Here is a 22,957-nt window from a genome sequence, read left to right as displayed (position 1 = left end):
TCGACGGTCGCCCTGTGGCCCGGGACGGTCTACGACCCGTCAGCGGCTCACCGACCGGCGGCGTGGCTCCCGCCGCGACCCTCGTCGCGCGCGTCGGCCTCGTCCGCTCCGTGCGCGTCGCCGGCCTGGCCCTCCTCGCCACTCACGGGCTCGTCGGCGCGGCCTGCCTCACCCCTCGGGCGCGTCTCCTCGACCGGGGGAGCCTCCTCACCCGGGCGCGTGTCCGCCTCCGGGCGGACGTCCTCGACCGGGCGCGTGTCCGCCTCCGGACGGACGTCCTCGACCGGGCGCGTGTCCGCCTCCGGGCGGACGTCCTCGACCGGACGGGTGTCCTCCGCCGGACGGGTGTCCTCCGCCGGGCGGTCGACGACCGTCTCCCCGTCTCCCGCCGACCAGTTGTCCACGTCCTGGACGACGTCGGGCTGCGACTGGGTGGGCCGATCCGCCGCCACGGGGGCGGCGTGGCGACCCTGCGGCGGTGCGGCCCCGGAGTCTCCCGCGACGTCGTCCCGCCTCGCCGGGGGCTCGCCGTCCGCGTCCGGGGCGTGGCCGTCGTCGTACTCCGCCGGCAGGACGCCGGCGTGCGAGCCGGGCCGGTCCCGCTCCCCCAGTTCCTCGAGCGGGTCCGAGCCATCCCGGCGCCGGCCCTCCCGATCGGTGTCCACGGACGGGTCCTTCCGGTCCGCCTCCCGCAGCTGCGCCTCCAGCGCGCTGGCCGCGGAATCGGCCTCCTGCTGCCGCTCCTCGGCCTCGGCACGCAACTCGCGCGCGCGTTCCTCGGCGGTCTCGGCCTCGCGCTGCACGGACTCCGCCGCGCGCGCCTCCGCTGCCGCCAGTTCCTGTTGGCGCACGGCCTGATGGCGGATCCGCTCCGCCTCCTGCCGGTCAGCCTGGCGTTTGCGGGCGCGCCGGCGGTTCCCCGCGATGACGACGATCACCACGATCAGGATGAGCACCACCAGGGCGATGATGAGCCAGAGGATCTGCTGGTCGTTCATGACGTGTCCTTCTGCAGTGGCCGGGACGACGCCGGGCCAGGCCTCCGCCCGGCGTCCGTCACCGCGGCGGGGCCGTCGGTGACCTCATGCGGCCCACTGTGCCACAGGCGGCAGCCCAGCCCCATGCCTGAGCGCTTCCCCTCCCCTCCCGCCACAGACCCGTCCCTACTCGGGCGTTGCCTTCGCGTCCTCCCCGTCCGGAGTACCCTTCCCCTACACGCCGATATGTGGTGTACACCACTATGACGATAGGTATAGGATCCGAGCATGAGCGCTTCTCAGTCGACTGCGTCCCCGAGCAAGATGGTGTTGACGCTGTCCTGCACCAACACCCGAGGCATCGTCCACGCCGTCTCGGGCGCCCTGTTGTCGGTGGATGCTGACATCACCGAGTCCAAGCAGTTCGACTCCCCCGAGTCCGGCAGCTTCTTCATGCGGGTGGAGTTCAACACCGGCGAGCCGCTGGAGCGGGTCCGCGAGGCCCTGACGCCCGTCGAGGAGCAGTTCGACATGGAGCTCGGCCTGTGGGAGGCCTCCCGGAAGACCCGCACCCTGGTGATGTGCTCCAAGGACGGGCGCACCCTCAACGACCTGCTGTTCCAGCACCGGACCGGCACGCTGCCGATCGACATCCCGGTGATCGTCTCCAACCACCTCGAACTGCAGCCGATGGCGTACTTCTACGGGATCCCCTACGTGCACATCCCGTTGGTGAAGAACGACGACGGGACGGACAACAAGGCCGAGGCCGAGCGCAAGCTCATGGAGCTCGTGCGCATCTACGACATCGAGCTCGTGGTGCTGGCCCGCTACATGCAGGTGCTCTCCGACGACCTGTGCCGCCGGCTCGGCGGCAAGGCCATCAACATCCACCACTCCTTCCTGCCCTCCTTCAAGGGCGCCCGGCCCTACCACCAGGCCCACGAACGCGGCGTCAAGCTCATCGGCGCCACCGCCCACTACGTCACCCCGGACCTGGACGAGGGCCCCATCATCGACCAGACGGTCCAGCGCGTCACCCACGCCCAGTCCGCCCGCGACTTCGTCAACCTCGGCCGCGAGGTCGAGGGCTCCACGCTGTGCCGGGCCGTGCGCTGGCACGCCGAGCACCGCGTCCTGCTCGACGGCAACCGCACCGTCGTCTTCGACTGACCAGAGACAATGACCCGGTCCGTGCGGCGCTGGGGGGCGTGGCCCCTCGGCGCCCCCGGCGGGGACGACATGGTTACTCTGGTGACATGGCACACCTGATCACGATCGCCGGCGCCACGCCGTCCGTCCACGAGTCCGTCTTCCTGGCCCCCACCGCCACCCTCTCCGGGGACGTGGCGATGGGTCCGCAGTCCTCCGCCTTCTACGGCGTGTCCGCCCGCGGGGACAGCGCCCCGATCCGCGTGGGCGAGAGGACGAACCTGCAGGACAACGTGGTCCTGCACGCCGACGCCGGCTTCCCCTGCACGCTGGGCCACGACATCTCGGTGGGCCACTCCGCCGTCGTCCACGGGGCCACGGTCGAGGACGGCTGCCTGGTGGGCATGTCCGCCACCATCATGAACGGGTCGGTCATCGGCACCCAGTCGCTGGTGGCCGCCGGCGCCCTGGTGCTCGAGGGGACCGTGGTCCCCCCGCGCTCACTCGTGGCCGGAGTGCCCGCCAAGGTCCGCCGCGAACTGACGGACGAGGAGGTCGCCTCCCTGGGCACCAACTCCGCCACCTACGTGGAACTGGCGGCGAAGCACCGCGACGCCACCGCCTGACGGGGCCCCACCGAACCGGTCCTGGCGGGCCCAGGCCCTCGGGGCCAGGGACCTGCCGGGGACGCGATCCGCGGCCCCGGCAGGCCGGTCAGGCCTTCTGCGCGTCCCGCTCCCTCGCGGCCGCCAACTCCCGCTCGCGTTCCTCGGCCGCCATCCGCGTGAGTTCCGCGCCGGCCTCCGCGTCCCGGGTGAGGTTCTCCCCGGACTCGGGGTCGAAGATGTGGATCCGCGAGGTGTCCACCCAGAGCTCGACGGGCCGCCCCGGTCGCACCCTCGACTCGGCGGAGAGGGTCGTGACGACCTGCGGGCGCAATTCGTCGGCGTCCATGTCCGCGGCCAGGTCGGACAGCAGGCGGCGCACCTTCTCGTCGGGCTCGAACTCGATGTACCCGTACTGCTCGTGTCCCAGCCACTCCAGGTGCGACAGTTCAGCGGTGAACACAGAGCCCTTGGACATCTTGGCCTCGTCCACCAGCGTCGCGTCCTCGAAGAACTCGGGCCGGACGCCGACCAGGACCAGGTCCTTGCCCTGGGCCACGGCCGCCCGGTCGGCCGGGATGGGGATGTCACCGATCGGGGTCGAGAGCACGGTCCCGCCGGAGCCCTCCGTGATCGTGGCAGGCAGGAAGTTCATGGACGGGGACCCGATGAAACCGGCCACGAAGAGGTTGACCGGCTGTTCGTACAGCTCGCGCGGGCTGGCGACCTGCTGCAGGATGCCCTTCTTAAGCACCGCCACCCGGTCCCCCAGGGTCATCGCCTCCGTCTGGTCGTGCGTGACGTAGACGCTCGTGACACCGAGCGAGCGCTGCAGCTGGGCGATCTCGGCCCGCATCTGGCCGCGGAGCTTGGCATCGAGGTTGGACAGCGGCTCGTCGAACAGGAACGCGTCCGCCTCCCGCACGATCGCCCGTCCCATCGCCACGCGCTGGCGCTGGCCGCCGGAGAGGTTCGCCGGCTTGCGGTCCAGGTGCTCGGTGAGTTCGAGCATCTTGGCCGCCCGCTGGACCTTCTCGTCCACCGATCCCCCACCGTTGGTGTCCTTGGCCAGGCGCAGCGGGAAGGCGATGTTCTCGTACACCGTCAGGTGCGGGTAGAGCGCGTAGTTCTGGAACACCATCGCCAGGTTGCGGTCCTTGGGGGCGGCCTCGTTCATCCGCCGGCCGTTGATCTGCAGTTCGCCGGAGGTGATGTCCTCCAGCCCGACGATCATCCGCAGCAGGGTCGACTTCCCGCAACCGGACGGGCCCACGAGGATGACGAACTCCCCGTCGGCGATGTCCAGGGACACGTTGTTCACGGCCGGGAAGCCGTCGTCATACTTCTTGACGATGTTCTTGAGGGTGATGGAGGCCATGTGGATTCCCTTTCGTTTCCTGCGCTCAGCCCTTGACCGCGCCCGAGGTCAGGCCTGCGACGATCTGCTTCTGGAAGAGCATGACCAGCAGCACCACGGGAATGGTGACGATGATTGCCGCAGCCGAGATCGCACCGGTGGGCGATTCGAACTGCGAGGCACCGGTGAAGAACGCCAGTGCCGCCGGAACCGGACGGGCCGCTTCCGTGGAGGTCAGTGAGATGCCGTAGACGAAGTCGTTCCAGGCGATGAAGAACGCGATGATCGCCGTCGTGAACACCCCCGGCGCCGCCAGCGGCACGATCACCTTGCGGAACGCCTGCAGCGGGGTGGCCCCGTCCACCTGGGCCGCCTGCTCCAGCTCCCAGGGGATCTGCTGGAAGAACGCCGCCAGGGTCCAGATGGCGATCGGCAGCGTCAGGGACAGGTAGGGGATGATCAGGCCGGGCCAGGTGTCGTACAGCCCGATGCTGCGCCACAGGTTGAACAGCGGGGTGACCAGCGAGATCACCGGGAACATGGACACCATCAGGGAGACCGTCAGGACGATCTTCTTGCCGGGGAAGTCGAGCCGGGCGATCGCGTAGGCGCACAGGGTGGCCAGGACCACGGCGATCAGGGTGGCGATGATCGAGATGCCGATCGAGTTCCACAGGGCGCTCAGGAACAGCTCCTGAGAGTCACCCACCAGGATCTCCTCGTAGTTGCTGGTCGAGGGGTTGTCCGGCAGGAACTTCCCGTTGGACAACTCCCCCGGGGTCTTGAAGCTGGTCGCCAGGATGGAGGCCACCGGGAACAGGCACCACACGGCCACGACGATGGTGATGACCCACCAGCCGATGGAGGTGTTGCGCTTGGCCCGCCGGGCACGCCGCTGCCCCTCGACCTCTTCCGGGGTGAGTGTCTCGGTGCTCACTTGCGTCCTCCCCGTCCGCCTGCCAGGTCAACGTTGAAGCCCTTCACTGCGATCAGTGCCAGCAGTCCGACCAGGAGGAACAGCACGACCGAGATGGCCGAACCGAGGCCGATCTCGAGTCGCCCGATCGAGGTGCGATAGGCGAGCAGGGAGAGGACCTCGGTGCCATAGGCGCCATTGGTCATGATGAAGATCGAGTCGAAGACCCGGAACGCGTCCAGCGCCCGGAAGAGCACGGCCACCATGATGGCCGCCTTCATGTTCGGCAGGATGACCCGCCACAACCGCTGCCACCAGCTGGCCCCGTCCACCGCGGCCGCCTCGGAGAGGTCGTCGGGGACCTGGGCCAGGCCGGCCAGCAGCAGCAGCGAGATGAACGGGGTGGTCTTCCAGATCTCCGAGAACATGATGACGAACAGCGCCGAACCGCCCTGGGCGAACCAGTTGAGCTGGCCGTCGAAACCGGGCACCCAGCTGAACCAGTTGTTGATGTAGCCGGAGTCGATGCTGAACATGTAGTACCAGGCGAAGGCCGAGACCACGGTGATGATGCCGTAGGGCACCAGGATCACGGTGCGGACCAGGCCACGGGTGGACTTGATCGCCTTGTGCATGACCATGGCCAGGATGAAGCCCAGGATCAGCTCGACGAACACGGTGACCACGGTGATCAGCGTCGTGACGCCCAGGGCGCTCCAGAACACCGGGTCGCTGAAGATGACCCCGTAGTTGGACAGGCCCACGAACTCGCGTTCCTCGGGCGCCGTGAGGCGGTAGCTGAACAACGAGTCCCAGAAGGCCTGGAGGACCGGGTAGAAGATGACGGCGACCATGATGAAGAACGCGGGCCCGGCCAGCCACCAGCCCAACCGGGCCTCGGCCCTGGCCCGTTCCGACCTGGGGGCCTTCCGCCGCCCCCGGCCGGTGGACGTGTCGCCGGGCGCCTCGGTGTCGACGGCGGGCACGGTCGTGGGAATAGAGCTCACAGCAGCGACTCCCCTCGCAGCACTTCCTGGATGAATTGGCCGGTCTCGGCCGGGGTGGTCTCCGGGTCCACGCTGGCCGGCGGCGTGTACCGCTGCTGGATCGCGGTGGAGACCTCGTTGTAGTACGGCGTCTGCGGCCGGGGCGCGGCCAGTTCCAGTGACTCACGGATGGTCTCCGCCATGGGGAACCGCTCCCGCACGGAGGGGTCGTCGAACGCGCCCGCGCTGGAGGGCGGGTTGCCGTTGGTGACGAAGTACTCGGTCTGGTTCTCCGGTGAGACGATGCACTCGATCGCGTCCCAGGCCAGGTCCTGCTGCTGCGAGGCGGCGCCCACGCCCAGGTTGATGCCTCCCAGCGGCGGGGCGGGTTCCGTGTCCTCGGACGTCCTCGGGTAGACGGCCCAGCCGATGTCCTCCGGCAGGTCGGCCGGGACCGACCCGTCCTCCGCCGAGGCGTTGGTGGCGGGCCAGACGAACGGCCAGTTCACCATGAACGAGCCGCTGTCCCCCTGGAACAGCAGCATGGCCTCGTTCTCCTGCTGGGTGGCCAGCCCCGGGCCGCCCAGGCCCTCCGTGCCGATGGTGGAGATGATCTCGGCGGCCTTCCGGCCGGCGTCGCTGTCCAGGCCGATCTCGACCTCGTCCGCCGGCGCCTCCGGGTTCTCGATGATCTGCCCGCCGCCGGACTCGATCAGGGCGTTGAGCCAGACCGTCATGGCCTCGGCCCGGGCGCCCTGCACGCCCAGTTCCTTGTCCTGGTCCCGGGCGACCTGGAGCATCTGGTCCCAGGTCACGGGGCCGTCCATGTCCAGCCCGGCCTCCTCGACCACCGACTTGCGGTACCAGAGCAACTGGGTGTTGGCCCAGAACGGGACGGTCACCAAGGTGTCCCGCCACGTGGCCCCGGCCAGGGCCCCCTCGAGGGTGTCCTGCGTGGTCGCCTCGGCCACCTCCGACGGCGGCACCGCCAGGAAACCGGGCTCGGCCAGTTCCGGGATGAACGGCGGGTCCAGGGACATGATGTCCATCGAGGTGTCGCCGGCCGCCAGGCGGCGGGTCAGCTGCTCGCGCTGGGAGGCGGCGTCGTTGGGCAGGATGGAGGTCTCGATCCGGTAGGCGCCTCCGGCCGCATCGGAGCACTTCTGCGCGATCGCGGCCTGGCCGCCGTCGTCCGGGTTCGTGTACCAGGTCAGGACCGGGGTCTCCTCCGCCGGGCCGCACCCTGCGAGCAGCAGCGCCGCCGAGGCCATCATCGCCATCCCCGCCGTTCGGCGGGCGGCACCGCCATTCCCTCGGGCCTGCCTCATCAGTCGCGCACCTCCGGTCCGGTTCCACCTCTACGGCTCACCCGGCTGAGCGGAAGGGCTCCCAGGGGGAACCGGTTCCACCGTGCCACGGGGGACCGTCTGGAGGGAAGCCTATGCATGAACTGGGAGTTTTCCCAAGACATGCTCCGCGAGCACCCGCCCACCGACCCCCGTCCCACATGGCATGTCCGTGGCCACGCGGGCGCGCGCCGGCCCCGCGGAACGGCCGGCTCCTCCCCCGGCCGGGGCGGGCGTCCGGCGCACCGGTGGTGTGGTGGCGGTGCTGGCGCGGGGCCGATGCCCTACGCTTCAGGGCATGGGCACCGAGGTCGAGTCGAGTACGTACACCCGTTCCGATCGGACGCGCTACCGGGAGCGCCTGGAGGCGTCCCTCGAGGAGCTGAAGGCCTATCTGGCCACGGAGGACTTCGCGGGGGCCGGGCGCATCGGCCTGGAGCTGGAGCTGAACCTCGTGGACGAGGAGTTCCAGCCGGCACCGCTCAACCACGAGGTGCTCGCGGCCATCGACGACCCGGCCTTCCAGACCGAGCTGGGCCGCTACAACATCGAGCTGAACCACCCCTCCCTGACCATCCACGGCCACGGGCTCACGGACCTGGAGGAGTCCCTGCGGGCGGAGCTGGTCCGGGCGGACGACCGGGCCGTGCGTGCCGGGGCGCACCTGTACACCGTGGGGATCCTGCCCACCATCGACGGCGACGACCTCTCCGGTGAGCGCTGGATCAGCGAGGGCAACCGCTACGCGGCGCTGAACACCGCGGTGCTCGAGGCCCGCGGCGAGGACATCCTGATCGACATCGACGGTCCCGAGCACCTCTCCTACTACGCCAAGGACATCGCCGCCGAGTCGACCTGCACCTCCATGCAGCTGCACCTGGAGGTGACCCGGGAGAAGTTCGGGCCGGTGTGGAACGCCGCCCAGGCCATGGCCGGTCCGCAGGTGGCGCTCTCCGCGAACTCGCCGCTGTTCCTGGGCGCCAAGCTGTGGACGGAGAGCCGGATCCCGGTGTTCCAGCAGGCCGTGGACACCCGGGCACCGGAGCTGGCCCGGCAGGGCGTGCGCCCCCGGGTCTGGTTCGGGGAGCGCTGGATCGACGGGATCGAGGACCTGTTCGAGGAGAACATCGCCTTCTTCCCCGCCCTGCTGCCGGAGCGGGCGTCGGACACCGGCCCGCTGGACTCGGGGGCGCCGGCCCTGCCGGAGATGCTGCTGCACAACGGCACCGTGTACCGCTGGAACCGCCCCATCTACGACCCGGGCCGCGACGAGTCGACCACGGAGGCCGGCACCGTGCCCGCGCGGCCGGCCAACCTGCGGGTGGAGAACCGGTTGCTGCCGGCCGGTCCCACGGTGGTGGACATGGTGGCCAACGCGGCGTTCTTCTTCGGCCTGGTCAAGTACCTCGTGGACACCGAGGAGTCCCCCTGGGAGCGGATGTCCTTCTCGGTGGCACGGACCAACTTCTACGACTGCGCCCGGCACGGGCTCAACGCCTCGGTCTACTGGCCCGGCTACGGGGACGTGCCGGTGACCGAGCTGCTGGACCGGTACCTGCTGCCCTCCGCCCGTCGGGGCCTGGAGATGCTGGACGTGGACCCCGCGGTGGCGGACCGGTACCTGGAGGTGCTGACCGGGCGGATCCGCACCGGCCAGAACGGCGCCACCTGGATGACCCGCTCGCTGGGCCGGTTCGAGGAGTCCGGGCTGTCCCGGGGCAAGGCCCTGGCGCGGCTGGTGCAGGAGTACGGCAGGCACATGCGGACCGGTCACCCGGTGCACACCTGGGTGCTGCCGGAGGGCTAGCCGGTGGCCTGACGGTCCCCGGCGTCCGGGAGCCTCAGGCGAGCGCGGTGCCGGCGAAGCACGTGGCGGTCGCCCCGCCGACCCAGACCTCGCCGTCCTCGGTGCAGGTGATCTCCACCTCGCCCGTGCGTCCCAGCACGGTGCCCTGCGAGACCCGGTAGCGCCCGCTGACCGCCCCGGTGCGGAGCATCCACTGGGCCACCGAGGCGTTGAGGCTGCCGGTCACCGGGTCCTCGCTCACGCCGATGTCCGGGACGAACGCCCGGATCTCGAAGGCGCACCGGGACCCGGCCGGGTACGCGCCGATGACCCCGAGCTTGAGGTCCGGGATCAGGCTCAGATCCGGTTCGATCCCCAGCACGGCCTGCGCGTCCGGGAGCACGACGACGGCCCAGCCCGGTCCGTTGTCCACCCACTGGTGGGCGAGCACCTGGTCCGGGCCGACCCCGAGGGCCGCGGTGGCGCGCTCCAGGTCCGCCGGGTCGAGATCACCGGAGCGGAGGGTGGGCGGCGCCTGGAAGGCGAGCGTGCCGCCGTCGTTCCTCAGGGTGACCAGGCCGGCGGCGCACTCCTGGACGATCCGGCCGGGGTCCTGCGGCGTGCCGCCGTGCTCCAGCCAGGCGTGGGCCGAGCCCAGCGTGGGGTGTCCGGCGAAGGGCAGCTCCCCTCCGGGGGTGAAGATCCGGAGGCGGTAGTCGGCACCCGGCGCGGTCGGCGGCAGGACGAAGGTGGTCTCGGACAGGTTGGTCCAGCGGGCGATCCGCGCCATCTCCTCCTCGCCGAGGCCGTCGGCCTCGAGGATCACGGCCACGGGGTTGCCCCCATAGGGCGTGGCGGAGAAGACGTCGACCTGGGCGAAGGCGCGGGAGCGGGTCATGGGGTGAGCGTAGCCATCGCCCGTGTCCCGCTTCAATCCGGGTGTCCCGCCCGCGCCCCGTGGCCAGGACCGGACGCGCGGCACGAGGGTCGGGCCCGGGTGGGAGAATCGGTGCCATGCCACTGATCCTCCGGCCCCCGCGGCACGACGACGAGGCGGCCCTGCGCCGGATGCACGGGCAGGTGCTGCCGGACGGCTTCGAGATCCTGTTGGTGGAGGGCACCTGGGACGAGGTGCTGGAGACGCTGCGCAAGGAGGCCGCCGGGGAGGACCTGAGGCCCGGGTGGGTGCGCTCGGACTTCCTCGTGGCCGAGGTGGACGGGGTGCCGGTGGGCCGGGTGTCCATTCGGCACGAGCTGAACGAGCAGCTGCTCGAGATCAACGGCCACGTGGGTTACGCGGTCGCCCCGGAGCACCGCCGCCGCGGTCACGCCACGGAGATCCTGCGCCAGTCCGTGCGGCGGCTGGCCGGGCTCGGGGTGGAGCGCGTCCTGGTGACCTGCGACGAGGACAACGCCGGGTCGGCGGCCGTGATCGAGGCCAACGGCGGCGTGCTCGAGGACATCCGGACGGTCGGCGAGCGCCGGATCCGGCGGTACTGGATCGACTCGGGTGCCCAGGACCCCCGGCCACGGACGGCCGCCCCGGGCCCGGGGCGGGACTGAAACGGTTCCGCCCACCGAGCACCGATGAGGCCGCGGCCCCCTGCGGGGGGCTGTGTGTGGCTGCGGTCCTCGGCTAGGGCAAGGGGGCGAATCGACGCGTGGGAGGTGCCGGACACGGCCCGGCCTCGGTGGCGATACCTCGCAGCGAGGTGGCGCACGCGACGCCGGCGGAGACACCCTGGCCCATGGCGATGACCACGAGCTGCAGTCCCGGAGTGAGGTCACCGGCGGCGTAGACCCCGTCCACGGTGGTGAGCTGGAAGCCATTGACGACCAGGTGCCCGCCGTCGTCCAGTTCGCATCCCAGTCCCACGGCGAGGTCGTGGTGCGGGCGGTGGGCGTAGGAGAAGAACACCGACGCCCCGGGCACGCACGTCCCGTCCTCCAGCAGCACGCCGGCCAGTTCGCCGGGCTCGCCGACCAAGGCGCTCGCCGGCCCGTCGAACACCTCGATGCCGTGCTCCGCCAGGCTGCGGCGCTGGTCGGTGCCGAAGGACTCACCGGCGGTGTCGGTGACGATCCGCACGGTGGCCGCCCAGTCCAGCAGCTCGGAGGCGAAGGCCGGCACCTGGTCCCCGGCGCCGAGCACCACGACGTCCTGGCCCCGGATCTCGAACCCGTCACAGGCCGGGCAGTGGTGGACGTCGATCGCGTAGTGCTCCTCGAACCCCTCCACCCGGGGGAACCGGTCGCTCACCCCGGCGGCCAGTACCACCCGGGAGGCCGTCACCCGGTGGGCCCCGTCGATCACGGCGGTGAACCCGGCCTCGGCACTCCCCCGCAGGTCGGTGACCGTGCCGGATCGCAGGCACACCTCCGGATACCGTTCCACCTCGGCGCGCATGTCGGCCAGCAGCTCGTCCGGGGCCACCGGGTCCCGGCCCGGGATCCCGTGGGCCAGGTCGGCACGGCGGTTCCGGGGCCGGCCCGCGTCCACCACGAGGGTGGAGCGCTGGTAGCGGCCCAGCCACAGGGCCGCGGACAGCCCGGCCGGGCCGCCGCCCACCACGAGGACGTCCACGGAGGAGGGGAGTTCGAAACTCATCAGTCCACAGGGTACGGCACGGGGGGCCCTCAACCGCGGTTCCGCGTCCTGGCGGTGGCCGGTGCCGTCCACGGGTCCTCGGGCCAGGGATGCTTGGGGTACCGTCCGCGCATCTCGGCCCTCACCTGGGCGTAGGGTCCGGACCAGAACGAGGCCAGGTCCCCGGTCACCGCCAGCGGCCGGCCCGCCGGGGAGAGCAGGTGGAACACCACCGGCACCCGCCCGTCCACGAGCCGCGGGGTCTCGGCCAGCCCGAAGCACTCCTGCAGCTTGACCGCCACCACGGGCGCGCCGGAGTCACCGTCCTCCCCGCCGGCGCCCACCGCCGGGTACCGCACGGCGGCGGTCCGGCCGCTGGGCACCGGGAGCCGCTCGGGGACGAGCTCGTCGAGGCGGACGGCATCGGGCCACGGCAGCAGACGCCGCAGGGCCTCGGCCAGGTGCACGGAACCGGTCCTCGCCCCGACGGCCAGCCTCTCCACCTCGGGCGCCAGCCACGCCTCCCAGTCCTCGGCCAGGGCCGCGTCCGAGACGTCCGGCCACGGCTCACCCAGCACCCGGTGCACCAGGGCCAGCCGCCGGCGCAGGGTGTCGGCCGCCTCCGAGACCCCCAGCGGCCCCAGACCCTCGGTGCGCAGCATCCGGACGACGGCGGCCCGCCCCTGCGCCCGGTCCGGGGTGACGGGCGTCTCGGAGAGCGTGATCGCCCCGATCCCGCGCCGCAGCCTGCCGACGACCCGGCCGTCCTGCCAGTGCGCGGTACGTTCCTCGGCCAGGAGCGGTCCGGCCAGCCGCTGGGCCAGGTCGCCGTCCACGGGGGCGGCCGCACGGATCACGGCCCCCGTCCCGGCGGCGGCCCGGCCCTCGGCGCGGGCGACCTCCGCACAGGCCAGCCACTCGGTCCCGGCCAGGGCGCTGCCCGGCGGCAGCGCCGCGCGCGTTCCCGAGGCCAGCAGGTAGACCTCCGCCCCCGTGCCGCGGCCCGTCCCGGGGTCGCTCACCCGGCGGGCCAGCCGTTCGGGCCAGGCCAGCCCGACGACGGCCCCCACCGCCAGTTGCCCCGGCACCCGGGCGCCGGGAGACCGGTCCCGTTCCGGGGCTGCGTCCGCACCCGGGCCCGCGGCCGAGGACGCCAGGGCCTCGAACCGCCTCGCGTCCTGGGCCCATCGGGCGGCACTGCCGTCGCGGGCGCCTCCCCCACGGCCCGCACCGCCGGACCGCAGCCGGGACAGGGCACCGGTGAGGTCCGCCCCCTCCGGCCGGACGTCGGAGGAGACCAGGGCCACGACCTCCCCGGCGGCACGTGCCCCGACCAGCCCCGTCCCGTCCAGCAGTGCGCGGGCCAGCCGCGGTTCGGCCGGGATCGCGGCGAGCCCTTGTCCGTGGTCGGTGGCGCGGCCGGCGTCGTCGATCGCGTCCAGGGCCCTCAGCGTGGCCAGCGCCTCGGCCAGCGGGTCCTGCGGCAGCGGGTCCGGCAGCACCAGCCCCTCCCCGCCGGGGGCGCCCCAGCAGGCCAGGACGAGCGCCGCCCCGGTCAGGTCCGCCACCTGGACGGCGGGGGTGGGGTGTGGGGGTGCGGCGCCCAGGGTGGACCGGTCATAGCAGCGCACCACCGTCCCGGGCCCGAGACGCCCGGCTCGCCCGGCCCGCTGCTCGGCGGAGGACTGCGCGCAGGTGGCCGTCACCAGTCCCATCATGCCGCGCCCGGTGTCCCGCCGGGGCTCGCGGGCGAGTCCGGAGTCCACCACCAGGCGCACGCCCGGAACGGTCAGGGAGGACTCGGCCAGCGAGGTGGAGACGATGATCCGCGGTGCACCGCCCGGCTCACGGCCGCCCACGGCACGATCCTGCTGGGCGGAGGGGAGCTGGCCGTGCAGGGGCAGCACCTCGGTGCCGGGGGCCAGCTGCGCGATCCGCTCACAGGTCAGCGTGACCTCCCGGGCGCCGGGGACGAAGACCAACGCGTCGGTTCCCGGCTCGGCGGCCAGCGCCGCGGCGTGGGCCTCGACCGCGCACCGGGCGACGTGGTCCAGGAACTCCCGCGTCACCCCGCGGGTGTCCTGCCGCGGGCCGGGGTGCGGGCGATAGGAGACGTCCACGGGGTGCAGCGCCGAGGGGCAGTCGACCACGGGCACCGGTGCGTCCCGGCCGGTCCCCTCTCCCAGCCGCTCCGCGAACCGGGCGGCGTCCAGGGTGGCGGACATCGCCACGAGCAGCAGGTCCGGACGCAGCTGTGCGACCTCCCCGAGCATGCCGAACAGCAGGTCCGACTCCAGGTCCCGCTCGTGCACCTCGTCCAGGATCACCGCACCGGTCCCGGCCAGTCCCGGGTCCGCCAGCAACCGGTTGACCAGGATGCCCGGGGTCACGAACTCCACCAGGGTCTCCCGGGACGTGGTCCGCTCCCCGCGCACGGTGTGGCCGGCACGGGCCCCGGCGGCCCGGCCGGTCCCCCCGGGTCCCGACGGCCCGCCGGTTCCCGCCGGGCGGTCGAGGCTCGCCAGCCGGCGGGCCGCCGCGCGGGCGGCCACCCGGCGGGGCTGGGTGACGACGACCCGCAGCGGCGCCCGTCCCGTCCCGCGGCCCCCCGCAGGTGCCTTCGCTTCCGCCTCGGCCGAAGCCCCGGCCCCGGCGCCGGGGGCGGCCCGCTGTGCCAGCAGGTTCGCCGCCGCCGGCGGGACCAGCGTGGTCTTGCCGGTACCGGGCGGGGCCTGGACCACGGCGACGCGCTCGTCGGCCAGCACCCGGAGCAGCCCGGGCAGCGACTGGGCGAAGACGAGACCTGCACCCAGGGTCTCGAGGTCGAAGGGCACGGATCCGGGGGCGGTGGTCATCCCTCCATTCTCGCGTGCCCGGGAGCGCCGGCTCAGGGGGTCGGGGTGCCGCCGTTGGCGTTGAGGGTCTCCCCGTTGACGTAGCTGGACTCCGCAGAGGCCAGGAACACGTACGCCGGGGCCATTTCCACGGGCTGACCGGCGCGGCCCAGGGGGGTGTTGTGGCCGAACACCGGCAGCTTGTCCTTCGGCTGCCCGGCGCTGACCTGCAGCACCGTCCACACGGGACCGGGCGCCACGGCGTTCACGCGGATGCCCCGTTCGCCGAGCTGCTGCGCCAGGCCCTTGGTGAAGTTGTTGATGGCCGCCTTGGTGGACGCGTAGTCGAGCAGCATCGGGTTCGGCTCGTAGGCCTGGACCGAGGTGGTGTTGATGATCGTGGATCCCGGTCCCATGTGGCGCAGGGCCGCCCGGGAGAGGGTGAACATCGACTTGATGTTGATCTGGAAGGTCTGGTCCACCTGCTCGTCGGTGAGATCCTCGAGAGACTCGCTGATCAGCTGCTTGCCGGCGTTGTTGACCAGGATGTCCAGTCCGCCCAGCCTCTCGGCGGCGGCGTCCACCAGGCCGTTCCGGTAGTCGGCGTCCAGCAGGTCACCGGGCAGGGCGACGGCGGTGCGGCCGGACTCCTCGATGGCCTGCACCACGCGCCGGGCGTCCTCCTCCTCGGCCGGCAGGTAGGCGATCGCCACGTCCGCCCCCTCGCGCGCGAAGGCCACGGCGACGGCGGCGCCGATGCCCGAGTCGCCACCGGTCACCAGGGCCCTGCGGCCCGTCAGCCGGCCCAGGCCGCGATAGCTCTGCAACCCGATGTCCGGCACCGGTTCGGTCTTCACGTCCAGTCCCGGTTCGGACTGGTGCTGCTCGGGCGGGGAGACCTTCGGGAACTTGGTGGTGGGGTCACCGTCGGCCAGCTGGTCCCGCGCGTCGGTGGCGTGATCGGCGGCGCTGTTGTTCTTCTCGGTATCGGTCATGCGTTCGACCCTAGGGACGCCGCGGAGGGCCTGACAAGTCATGGCACCATGGGGCCATGACCACTGCCGACGCCGCGTCCCCGCCCTCCCCTGCCCCGGCCGGGCACACCGGGCCGGACCGGGTACTGATCCTCCCTCCCACCGACCTGCGCACGGGGACCCCGTACGCCGACGCCCATGAGGGTCCCACCCGCGCCGCGCTCGGCGCCGGGGGCTCGGTCGTGGCGAACAGCGCCCGGGAGCCCGACGGTGACGGCTCGGCCACCGCGCTCGTGCTGGTCCGCCCCATCCCGGTCGAACAGGTCGAGGCGGCGCTGGCCGCCAACCCGCGCACCAGCTGGGTCCAGTTGCCCTTCGCCGGGATCGAGCCCTACGTGCCGCTGATCCGTTCCCGGCCCGGCATCACGTGGACCTCGGCCAAGGGCACCTACGCCCCGCCGGTCGCCGAGCACGCCCTGATGCTCACGCTGTCCCTGCTGCGGGACCTGCCCACCCGGATCCGCGCCACCGGCTGGGGCCCGGCCGGGGGCAGGACGCTGCGGGGCATGGACTGCGTGATCGTCGGCGGCGGCGGGATCGCCCGCGAGTACCTGCGCCTGCTCAAGGCCTGGGACACTCGTGTCACGATCGTCCGCCGCAACGAGGGTGAGATCCCCGGCGCCGACCGGACCGTCACCCAGGACCGCCTGGACGAGGTCCTGCCCGGGGCCGGCGTCGTGATGGTGGCCGCCGCGGCCACCGACCTCACCCAGGGCATGATCGGCGCCCGCCAGCTGGAGCTGATGCACCCGGACGCCGTCCTGGTGAACGTCGCCCGCGGCACACTGGTGGACACGGACGCCCTGGTGGCCGCCCTGGCCGCGGGCTCGATCCATGCCGCCGGCCTCGACGTGACCGACCCCGAACCGCTGCCGGAGGGGCACCCGCTCTGGGCCGAGCCGCGGTGCGTCATCACGCCCCACACCGCGGACACCCCTGAGATGTGCATCCCGCTGCTGGATGCCCGGATCGGGCGGAACCTCGCGGCCCGGGCCACCGGGGCGCCCCTGGAGGGCCGCGTGGACCCGGTCGGCGGTTACTGAGCGCGGACCGTCACGTCGGACGGGGCCGGCCCGCATAGGCTGGGGGCATGAGATCACCGGTGCAGGACTACCTCGATCGCCTGCTGGACGAGATCCGGCCCCTGGATGCCGGGGCGCCCCACCAGGCGATCCCGTCCACGGCGGACATGGACCCGGAACTGTTCGCGGTGGCGCTGACCACCGTGGACGGGCACTCCTACGCCGCCGGGGACACCGAGCAGAAGTTCTCGATCCAGTCGATCTCCAAGGCCTTCACCTACGCCATGGCCCTCGAGGACCTCGGCCCGGAGAAGGTCCAGGAGAAGATCGACGTGGAGCCCTCCGGTGACCCGTTCAACGAGATCTCGCTGCAGGCCGGGACCGGACGGCCGGACAACCCGATGATCAACGCCGGGGCCATCGCCACCACCGCGCTCATCAAGGGCCGTGGCGGCCGCGACCGCATGGGCCGGATCCTCAACACCTTCTCCGACGCCGCCGGCCGCGAGCTCAAGGTCTCCGAGTCCGTCTTCCGCTCCGAGGACCGTGCCGGGCACCGCAACCGGGCGCTGGCCTGGCTGCTGCGCTCCTTCAACATCATCGAGTCGGACCCCGAACCGGTCGTGCTGGACTACTTCCGGCAGTGCTCGGTGCTGGTGACCACGAAGGACCTCGCCGTGATGGCGGCCACGCTGGCCAACCAGGGCGTGAACCCGGTGACCGGTGAGCGGGTGTTCGCTCCGCGCACGGTGCGCTGGGTGCTCTCGGTGCTCTCCACCTGCGGGATGTACGACGACGCGGGCACCTGGGCGATCGAGGTCGGGCTGCCGAGCAAGTCCGGCGTGGGCGGCGGCGTCCTGGTGGTGGTGCCCGGCCAGATCGGGATCGGCCTGTTCTCCCCGCCCCTGGACGACCACGGCACCTCCGTGCGGGGAGCCGCCACCATCAAGCGGCTGGCCACCGACCTCGGCCTGCACTACGGAGACGCCCCGCCCGTGGGCCGGTCCACCATCCGGTCCTCCTACGACCTGGCCGAGTCACCCTCGGGCGTCCCGCGCAGCGTGGAGGCGCTGCAGATGCTGGAGCGGCACGGCGGGGAGTGCCGCATCGCGGAGATTGGCGGGGACATCGGCTTCGCCGAGGCCGAGACCTTCGTGCGCTACACCACCGACCTGCCGGAGTCCACGCGCACCCTGATGGTGGACGTGTCCAAGGTGGACGACTTCGGCCGCGCCGCCGTGCGGATGTTCAACCAGGTGGTGCGCGCCTACCTCTCCGAGGGGCGGGACCTGGTCCTGGTCGACGACGACCGCCAACTGGCCGAGGCCATGGTCCAGGACGCCGAGGACTCCTCCTACGGCCCGCTGCCCAGCCCCTTCGAGGACGCCGGGGAACCGGACGGCCGCACCCACGACCCGGCCGACGCCGGGCCCTCCTTCCGCCTGTTCCTCTCCCGGTCCCTGGCGGTGGAGTGGATGGAGATGCGGGTGCTGTCCCGGCACGCGCCCGAACTGGTGCCGGCCGGGCGGCAGGAGCCGGCCCGGTCCCCGTTGCTGGAGCTGTTCGACGAGCAGGACGCCCAGACCCTGTCCACCCTGATGGAGAACCGGGACTTCCGGGCCGGTCAGGTCATCCGCCGTGCCGGCCAGCCGTTCGGCGGAATCTACTTCATCACCTCCGGACAGGTGGAGCTCACCAGCCAGGGGGCCGGGGGACGCCGCTACCGGCAGGTGTTCCTGTCCCCCGGGATGATCTTCGGCGAGATCGCCCTGGGCCAGGCCGGACGGCAGATCACCACGGTCCGCGCCGTCGGGCCGGTGAGCACGCGGGTGCTCACCGCGCAGATGATCTCCTCACTCGAGGAGACCGACCCGCAGCTGGCCATCAAGCTGTGGTCCGCCCTGGCCCGGGACGCGTACACCACGGTGGAGCAGATGACCCGCGAGTCCGGGGCCCGGAACGACTGAGCCCCCCGGCAATCCCGGTGGATCAGCCGACCGTGATCTCGGCCCGGGCCTCGGCGGAGTCGTCCCGCAGGGCGGCGAAGTCCTGGAGCTCGTTCCGCCCGGCCCGCATGGCCCGCAGCGAGTTGGCGATCGCCACCACGTCCACGAGTTCCTGGAACAGCGCGCCGACGATCGCCGGGATCACCCCGAACGCGGCGGTCACCATCAGCACCAGGGACAGCGCGATCCCGGCCCAGATGGACTCCTTGGCCACGCGCAGGGTGCGCTGGCCCACCGAGACGGCCACGGCGGACCGGGAGATGTCGTCCCGGATGATCACGACGTCGGCCGTCTCCGAGGCGGCCGTCGATCCCCGCGCCCCCATCGCCACCCCGACGTCCGCGACGGCCAGCACGGGCGCGTCGTTGACGCCGTCGCCGACCATCATGACCGGCCCGGGCCGCGCCTGGCGGACCAGACGGACCTTGTCCTCGGGCAGCAGTTCCGCCTCGACGTCGGTGATGCCGGCCTGGGCGGCGATGTGGTGGCCGGTGGCCTCGGCGTCCCCGGTGAGCATCATCCGGTTCTTCACCCCGAGCCGGTCCAGTTCGGCCAGGGTGTCCGCGGCGTTGGCGCGGAGCCGGTCCGAGAGGATGAGGGTGCCGGCGAAGTCACCGTCCACGCCCACGTAGACGGCCGACTCCCCCGGGCTGAGCTCGGCCAGCTCCAGCCCGGTGGTGTGCTCCCGCACGTAGGCGGACTTGCCCACGATGACCGTCCGTCCGTCCAGGACGGCGGTGACCCCGTTGGTCGCCTCCTCCCAGGCCTCCGAGGCGGTGATCAGGCTGAGCCCGCGGTCCTCCGCGGCCCGGCGGATGGAGTCCGCCAGCACGTGCACCGAGTACTGCTCCGCCGACCCGGCCAGCCGCAGCAGTTCCTTCTCGCTCAGGCGGGCGGCGCCGTCCACGGCACCGGCCGGCCGGGTCTCGAGCAGCTCCGGGCGGCCGTAGGTGAGGGTGCCGGTCTTGTCGAAGGCCACCGTGCGGACGGAGCCGAGCGCCTCGATGATGCCGCCGGACTTGACGATGACCCCGTTCGCCGCGGCGCGGGACATCCCGCCGAGGAAGGCGACGGGCGCGGCGATGAGCAGCGGGCACGGAGTGGCCACCACCAGGACCTCGGCGAAGCGGACCGGGTCCTGCGAGACCCACCAGGCGATGCCGCCGATGAGGTAGGCGACCAGGGTGAACGGCACCGCGTACCGGTCGGCCAGGCGCACCATGGGCGCCCGGGACTCCGAGGCCTCGCGCACCAGCGACAGGATCCTCGCGTACTGGGAGTCCTCGGGACGTGCCGTGGCCTGCAAGACCACCGCCTGCTGGCCGTTGAGGGCGCCGGAGAGCACCTGGTCCCCGGTCCGGCGCGTCACCGGCAGGGACTCCCCCGTCAGGGACGACTCGTCGAAGTCGGCCTGTACGTCCGCTCCGTCGGCGGCGGCGACGAGGGTGCCGTCCACCGGGACCACCTCGGCCGGGCGGATCAGCAACCGCTCCCCCACGTCCACCTGCTCCAGGGGCACGTCCTGCGCCCCGCCGTCGGGATCCAGCCGGTGCGCGACCTGCGGGGCCCGCTCCAGCAGGGACGTCAGGCTCAGCTTCGCCCGTCCGGCGGCGAAGCCCTCGAGGGCCTCCCCGCCGGTGAGCATGAGGCAGACCACCAGGGCGGCGAGGTACTCCCCGACCAGCAGGGTCGCACCGATCGCGGTGACGGCCAGGATGTCGATGCCCCAGTGACCGCGCACCAGGTCCCGGACCATGCCCACGGCCGTGTAGAGCACGATGACGGCACCGAACCCGGTCGCCAGCCACCGCGCCGGGCCCGTCATGCCGGTGAACTCGAGCAGGAGTGTGGCCACGAGCACCAGCAGGGTGGACACCACCCAGGGATAGGAACGCACCATCGACCAGAACCTCATGCCGCCGCCTCTCCGGACGCTCGGGAGATCATCTTCCGCTGACTGTAGTTTCCCTGAGGCGGGCCCGGCTTTCCAGAAAGGCAAGGCTGGCCTCCCTGACGGCCCCCGCCTTGACTCCGCACCCCGCCGGGTCCAGACTGCGATGACTGTGTGACCTCGACGAACTCGGGAGGGCCCGTGGGCACCACCTCGCATGAAGTCCCGGATGTCGCTAGGGGTCAGGAGGAGGGACAGCTCAGACGCGTCCTCGGGCCGAAGCTGTTGCTGCTGTTCATCGTCGGCGACATCCTCGGCGCCGGGGTGTACGCGGTCACCGGCCCGATGGCCGGGATGGTCGGGGGCATCCTCTGGCTGCCGTTCCTGCTGGCCTTCGTCGTGGCGACCATGACCGCACTGTCCTACCTGGAGCTGGTCACGCACTACCCGCACGCCGCCGGGGCCGCGCTGTACACGCACAAGGCCTTCGGCATCCACTTCCTCACGTTCCTGGTCGCCTTCGCGGTGGTGTGCTCCGGCATCACCAGCGCCTCGACCTCGGCCAACGTCCTCGCCCAGAACTTCTTCGGCGGGCTCGAGGTCAACGGCTGGAGCGGACCGGTCGAGGGCGGGGCGGTCACGGCGCTCGCGCTCGGGTTCATGGTGCTGCTGGCCCTGGTCAACCTGCGGGGCGTGGGTGAGAGCATCAAGTTCAATGTGGTGCTGACGCTGGTGGAGGTCACCGCGCTGTGTATCGTGATCGGCGTCGGGTTCTTCGCGATGGCCCAGAACGGCGCGGACCTGGGCCAGGTCGTCGTGTTCCAGGACAACGGGGACAAGGGGCTCTTCCTCGCGGTCACCGCCGCGACCTCGATCGCCTTCTTCGCCATGGTGGGCTTCGAGGACGCCGTGAACATGGTCGAGGAGACCAAGGACCCCCAGCGCATCTTCCCGCGCACCATGCTCACCGGGCTCGGGATCGCGGTGCTGTTCTACATGCTGGTGGCGGTCTCCGCGGTCGCCGTGCTCACCCCCACCGAGCTGGCCAGGATCGGCGAGTCCGAGGGCCGGGCGTTGCTGGAGGTGGTGCAGAAGGGTGCCCCGGACTTCCCGATCGACCGGATCTTCCCGTTCCTCGCCGTGTTCGCCGTGGCCAACACCGCCCTGATCAACATGCTGATGGCCAGCCGGCTGGTCTACGGCATGGCGAAGCAGAACGTGCTGCCGCGACCCCTGGGGAAGGTCCTGCCGCACCGGCGGACGCCCTGGACCGCGATCATCTTCACCACCCTCCTGGCCCTGGCGCTGATCTGGTACGTCACGTCCGACCCGGAGAGCAACATCGTGCAGAACCTCTCCAGCACCACCGCCCTGTTGCTCCTGTGCGTCTTCGCGGTGGTGAACGTGGCCTGCGTGGTGCTGCGGCGCCAGCGACGGCGGCGGCCGGACGAGGCAGAACACCGGACGGCCTTCAACGCCCCCCGGATCCTGCCGTACGTCGCCGGCGCCTTCTCGCTGTTCCTGGCCGGGCCCTGGGTGGAGCGCGATGCCGTGGTCTACCAGATCGCCGGCGGCCTGATGGTCCTCGGGATCCTCCTCTGGGTGGTCACCCACTTCGTGAACAAGGCGACCAACCGGGAGGAGGGAGTCCCGGTGGGGGACCTCCTGATCGGCCAGGACGACCACCTGCCGCCCCGGCCACCGGGGCATTGACGGGCCCGAAGACCGGCGGCCATCCTCAGAGGTGCGTGCACCGCGCAACAGACTTGAGCGAATAAAGCTCAAGTCCGTGGTGTTATGCAGGGTGCACGGTCCGGACCTCCAGCCGCCCGGCATGGAGCACCTGGGCGGCGGGCCCGGGCCGTCCGCAGTCAATGCAACCAGACCAAGGAGAACCCATGGCCACTCGTATCGACCCCTTCCGTGAACTGGATCGCCTCGCCGGACAGCTGCTGAGCCCGGTGCGCGGCCTGCGACAGATGCCGATGGACCTCTACAAGGACGGCGACCGCTACATCGTCGAGGCCGACCTGCCCGGCGTCGACCCCTCCAGCGTCGACGTGGACGTGGACGGCCAGCTGCTGACCATCCGCGCCGAGCGCAAGCCGGCGGTGACCGAGCGCGAGGGCGTGCAGTGGATGACCCGCGAGCGGGAGACCGGCAGCTACGTCCGCCAGCTGAACCTCGGCCAGGACGTGGACCTGGAGAACATCTCCGCCACCTATGACCACGGCGTGCTGAAGGTGACCATCCCGGTCTCGCCGAAGTCCCAGCCGCGCAAGGTCAAGGTGTCCACCGGCAACGGCGCCCAGGACATCCAGGCGACCGCCACCGAGAACGGCGGCCGGGACCAGGGCCCGTCCGCCCCGCAGGTGGATCCCAACCACTGACCCGCTCCGGCCCCGGCCGATGCGCCGGGCACGGGCCACTGGATCAGCGGCCACGGTTCCGCGGACAG

18 protein-coding genes are annotated in these 22,957 nt (G+C 72.0%); 8 read left to right on the top strand and 10 right to left on the bottom strand.

Going from position 1 to position 22,957, the window contains the following annotated elements; translation table 11 throughout:
- Nucleotides 1-47 precede the first annotated feature (47 nt).
- The gene (locus GGQ69_RS00955; protein ID WP_183523498.1) at nucleotides 48-998 is read right to left on the bottom strand and encodes a hypothetical protein; all 951 of its coding nucleotides are present in this window, start codon (nucleotides 996-998) and stop codon (nucleotides 48-50) included.
- Between the two features lie 267 nt (nucleotides 999-1,265).
- Between GGQ69_RS00955 and purU the strand changes: the two genes are divergently transcribed.
- Both purU and GGQ69_RS00945 read left to right on the top strand, forming a co-directional pair.
- On the top strand, nucleotides 1,266-2,150 hold the full coding sequence (gene purU, locus GGQ69_RS00950; protein WP_255459370.1) for a formyltetrahydrofolate deformylase: 885 nt from the start codon (nucleotides 1,266-1,268) through the stop codon (nucleotides 2,148-2,150).
- Between the two features lie 86 nt (nucleotides 2,151-2,236).
- Nucleotides 2,237-2,755: a gamma carbonic anhydrase family protein gene (locus GGQ69_RS00945; RefSeq protein WP_183523496.1), complete on the top strand. Its 519-nt coding sequence runs from the start codon at nucleotides 2,237-2,239 to the stop codon at nucleotides 2,753-2,755.
- 88 nt (nucleotides 2,756-2,843) lie between these two features.
- Here GGQ69_RS00945 and GGQ69_RS00940 read toward each other — a convergent pair whose 3' ends face one another.
- The 4 genes from GGQ69_RS00940 to GGQ69_RS00925 all read right to left on the bottom strand — a co-directional run bounded on the left by GGQ69_RS00940 (nucleotide 2,844) and on the right by GGQ69_RS00925 (nucleotide 7,321).
- Nucleotides 2,844-4,112, bottom strand: a complete 1,269-nt coding sequence (locus GGQ69_RS00940; RefSeq protein ID WP_183523494.1) for an ABC transporter ATP-binding protein — start codon at nucleotides 4,110-4,112, stop codon at nucleotides 2,844-2,846.
- A gap of 25 nt (nucleotides 4,113-4,137) precedes the next feature.
- Complete coding sequence (locus GGQ69_RS00935) at nucleotides 4,138-4,953, bottom strand: carbohydrate ABC transporter permease (RefSeq protein WP_029139356.1); 816 nt, start codon at nucleotides 4,951-4,953, stop codon at nucleotides 4,138-4,140.
- Nucleotides 4,954-5,024: 71 nt separating this feature from the next.
- Nucleotides 5,025-5,993 (bottom strand): carbohydrate ABC transporter permease, encoded by a 969-nt coding sequence (locus tag GGQ69_RS00930; protein ID WP_183528122.1) that lies wholly within the window; start codon nucleotides 5,991-5,993, stop codon nucleotides 5,025-5,027.
- Between the two features lie 17 nt (nucleotides 5,994-6,010).
- A complete protein-coding gene (locus GGQ69_RS00925; RefSeq protein ID WP_183523492.1) occupies nucleotides 6,011-7,321 on the bottom strand; it encodes an extracellular solute-binding protein in 1,311 nt (436 codons plus the stop codon).
- A gap of 316 nt (nucleotides 7,322-7,637) precedes the next feature.
- Here GGQ69_RS00925 and GGQ69_RS00920 point away from each other — a divergent pair, with 316 nt between their 5' ends.
- Nucleotides 7,638-9,146: a glutamate--cysteine ligase gene (locus GGQ69_RS00920; RefSeq protein ID WP_183523490.1), complete on the top strand. Its 1,509-nt coding sequence runs from the start codon at nucleotides 7,638-7,640 to the stop codon at nucleotides 9,144-9,146.
- A gap of 34 nt (nucleotides 9,147-9,180) precedes the next feature.
- On the opposite strand, the gene GGQ69_RS00915 is transcribed toward GGQ69_RS00920, so the two are convergent.
- Nucleotides 9,181-10,023, bottom strand: coding sequence for a PhzF family phenazine biosynthesis protein (locus GGQ69_RS00915; protein ID WP_183523488.1), 843 nt, complete (start codon nucleotides 10,021-10,023; stop codon nucleotides 9,181-9,183).
- A gap of 116 nt (nucleotides 10,024-10,139) precedes the next feature.
- Here GGQ69_RS00915 and GGQ69_RS00910 point away from each other — a divergent pair, with 116 nt between their 5' ends.
- On the top strand, nucleotides 10,140-10,688 hold the full coding sequence (locus GGQ69_RS00910; RefSeq protein WP_183523486.1) for a GNAT family N-acetyltransferase: 549 nt from the start codon (nucleotides 10,140-10,142) through the stop codon (nucleotides 10,686-10,688).
- 73 nt (nucleotides 10,689-10,761) lie between these two features.
- On the opposite strand, the gene GGQ69_RS00905 is transcribed toward GGQ69_RS00910, so the two are convergent.
- Genes GGQ69_RS00905 through GGQ69_RS00895 form a run of 3 tightly spaced genes read right to left on the bottom strand, consistent with a single transcriptional unit; the run spans nucleotide 10,762 to nucleotide 15,541 of the window.
- Nucleotides 10,762-11,733 carry an NAD(P)/FAD-dependent oxidoreductase gene (locus GGQ69_RS00905; RefSeq protein ID WP_183523484.1) on the bottom strand — a complete coding sequence of 324 codons (972 nt, stop codon included), beginning with the start codon at nucleotides 11,731-11,733 and terminating at the stop codon, nucleotides 10,762-10,764.
- Between the two features lie 29 nt (nucleotides 11,734-11,762).
- Nucleotides 11,763-14,567, bottom strand: coding sequence for an ATP-dependent helicase HrpB (gene hrpB, locus GGQ69_RS00900; RefSeq protein WP_183523482.1), 2,805 nt, complete (start codon nucleotides 14,565-14,567; stop codon nucleotides 11,763-11,765).
- A gap of 32 nt (nucleotides 14,568-14,599) precedes the next feature.
- Nucleotides 14,600-15,541: an SDR family oxidoreductase gene (locus tag GGQ69_RS00895; protein WP_255459369.1), complete on the bottom strand. Its 942-nt coding sequence runs from the start codon at nucleotides 15,539-15,541 to the stop codon at nucleotides 14,600-14,602.
- 56 nt (nucleotides 15,542-15,597) lie between these two features.
- Here GGQ69_RS00895 and GGQ69_RS00890 point away from each other — a divergent pair, with 56 nt between their 5' ends.
- Together GGQ69_RS00890 and glsA are read left to right on the top strand one after the other, a co-directional pair.
- Entirely contained in the window at nucleotides 15,598-16,623 is a 1,026-nt protein-coding gene (locus tag GGQ69_RS00890) for a D-isomer specific 2-hydroxyacid dehydrogenase family protein (protein ID WP_183523481.1), read from the top strand.
- Nucleotides 16,624-16,670: 47 nt separating this feature from the next.
- On the top strand, nucleotides 16,671-18,569 hold the full coding sequence (gene glsA, locus GGQ69_RS00885; RefSeq protein ID WP_183523479.1) for a glutaminase A: 1,899 nt from the start codon (nucleotides 16,671-16,673) through the stop codon (nucleotides 18,567-18,569).
- A gap of 22 nt (nucleotides 18,570-18,591) precedes the next feature.
- Here glsA and GGQ69_RS00880 read toward each other — a convergent pair whose 3' ends face one another.
- A complete protein-coding gene (locus tag GGQ69_RS00880; RefSeq protein WP_255459368.1) occupies nucleotides 18,592-20,523 on the bottom strand; it encodes a heavy metal translocating P-type ATPase in 1,932 nt (643 codons plus the stop codon).
- A 177-nt stretch (nucleotides 20,524-20,700) separates the two neighbouring features.
- Here GGQ69_RS00880 and GGQ69_RS00875 point away from each other — a divergent pair, with 177 nt between their 5' ends.
- Nucleotides 20,701-22,212, top strand: coding sequence for an APC family permease (locus GGQ69_RS00875; protein ID WP_183523477.1), 1,512 nt, complete (start codon nucleotides 20,701-20,703; stop codon nucleotides 22,210-22,212).
- Between the two features lie 185 nt (nucleotides 22,213-22,397).
- On the top strand, nucleotides 22,398-22,889 hold the full coding sequence (locus tag GGQ69_RS00870; protein WP_183523475.1) for an Hsp20/alpha crystallin family protein: 492 nt from the start codon (nucleotides 22,398-22,400) through the stop codon (nucleotides 22,887-22,889).
- The last annotated feature ends 68 nt before the right edge of the window (nucleotides 22,890-22,957 follow it).

The sequence above is a fragment of the Micrococcus sp. TA1 genome (assembly GCF_014199555.1).
Lineage (GTDB): Bacteria > Actinomycetota > Actinomycetes > Actinomycetales > Micrococcaceae > Citricoccus.
The sequence above is the reverse complement of the archived record's forward strand: the minus strand, read 5'-3'. Positions and strand labels throughout refer to the sequence as shown.

Bases quoted from the DNA above. Each gene is read 5' to 3' on its own strand.
- GGQ69_RS00955 (WP_183523498.1), bottom strand. From the start codon at position 998: ATGAACGACCAGCAGATCCTCTGGCTCATCATCGCCCTGGTGGTGCTC.
- GGQ69_RS00910 (WP_183523486.1), top strand. From the start codon at position 10,140: ATGCCACTGATCCTCCGGCCCCCGCGGCACGACGACGAGGCGGCCCTG.
- GGQ69_RS00870 (WP_183523475.1), top strand. From the start codon at position 22,398: ATGGCCACTCGTATCGACCCCTTCCGTGAACTGGATCGCCTCGCCGGA.
- hrpB (WP_183523482.1), bottom strand. From the start codon at position 14,567: ATGACCACCGCCCCCGGATCCGTGCCCTTCGACCTCGAGACCCTGGGT.
- GGQ69_RS00940 (WP_183523494.1), bottom strand. From the start codon at position 4,112: ATGGCCTCCATCACCCTCAAGAACATCGTCAAGAAGTATGACGACGGC.
- purU (WP_255459370.1), top strand. From the start codon at position 1,266: ATGAGCGCTTCTCAGTCGACTGCGTCCCCGAGCAAGATGGTGTTGACG.
- GGQ69_RS00920 (WP_183523490.1), top strand. From the start codon at position 7,638: ATGGGCACCGAGGTCGAGTCGAGTACGTACACCCGTTCCGATCGGACG.
- GGQ69_RS00905 (WP_183523484.1), bottom strand. From the start codon at position 11,733: ATGAGTTTCGAACTCCCCTCCTCCGTGGACGTCCTCGTGGTGGGCGGC.
- GGQ69_RS00880 (WP_255459368.1), bottom strand. From the start codon at position 20,523: ATGAGGTTCTGGTCGATGGTGCGTTCCTATCCCTGGGTGGTGTCCACC.
- GGQ69_RS00915 (WP_183523488.1), bottom strand. From the start codon at position 10,023: ATGACCCGCTCCCGCGCCTTCGCCCAGGTCGACGTCTTCTCCGCCACG.
- glsA (WP_183523479.1), top strand. From the start codon at position 16,671: ATGAGATCACCGGTGCAGGACTACCTCGATCGCCTGCTGGACGAGATC.
- GGQ69_RS00925 (WP_183523492.1), bottom strand. From the start codon at position 7,321: ATGAGGCAGGCCCGAGGGAATGGCGGTGCCGCCCGCCGAACGGCGGGG.
- GGQ69_RS00890 (WP_183523481.1), top strand. From the start codon at position 15,598: ATGACCACTGCCGACGCCGCGTCCCCGCCCTCCCCTGCCCCGGCCGGG.
- GGQ69_RS00945 (WP_183523496.1), top strand. From the start codon at position 2,237: ATGGCACACCTGATCACGATCGCCGGCGCCACGCCGTCCGTCCACGAG.
- GGQ69_RS00895 (WP_255459369.1), bottom strand. From the start codon at position 15,541: ATGACCGATACCGAGAAGAACAACAGCGCCGCCGATCACGCCACCGAC.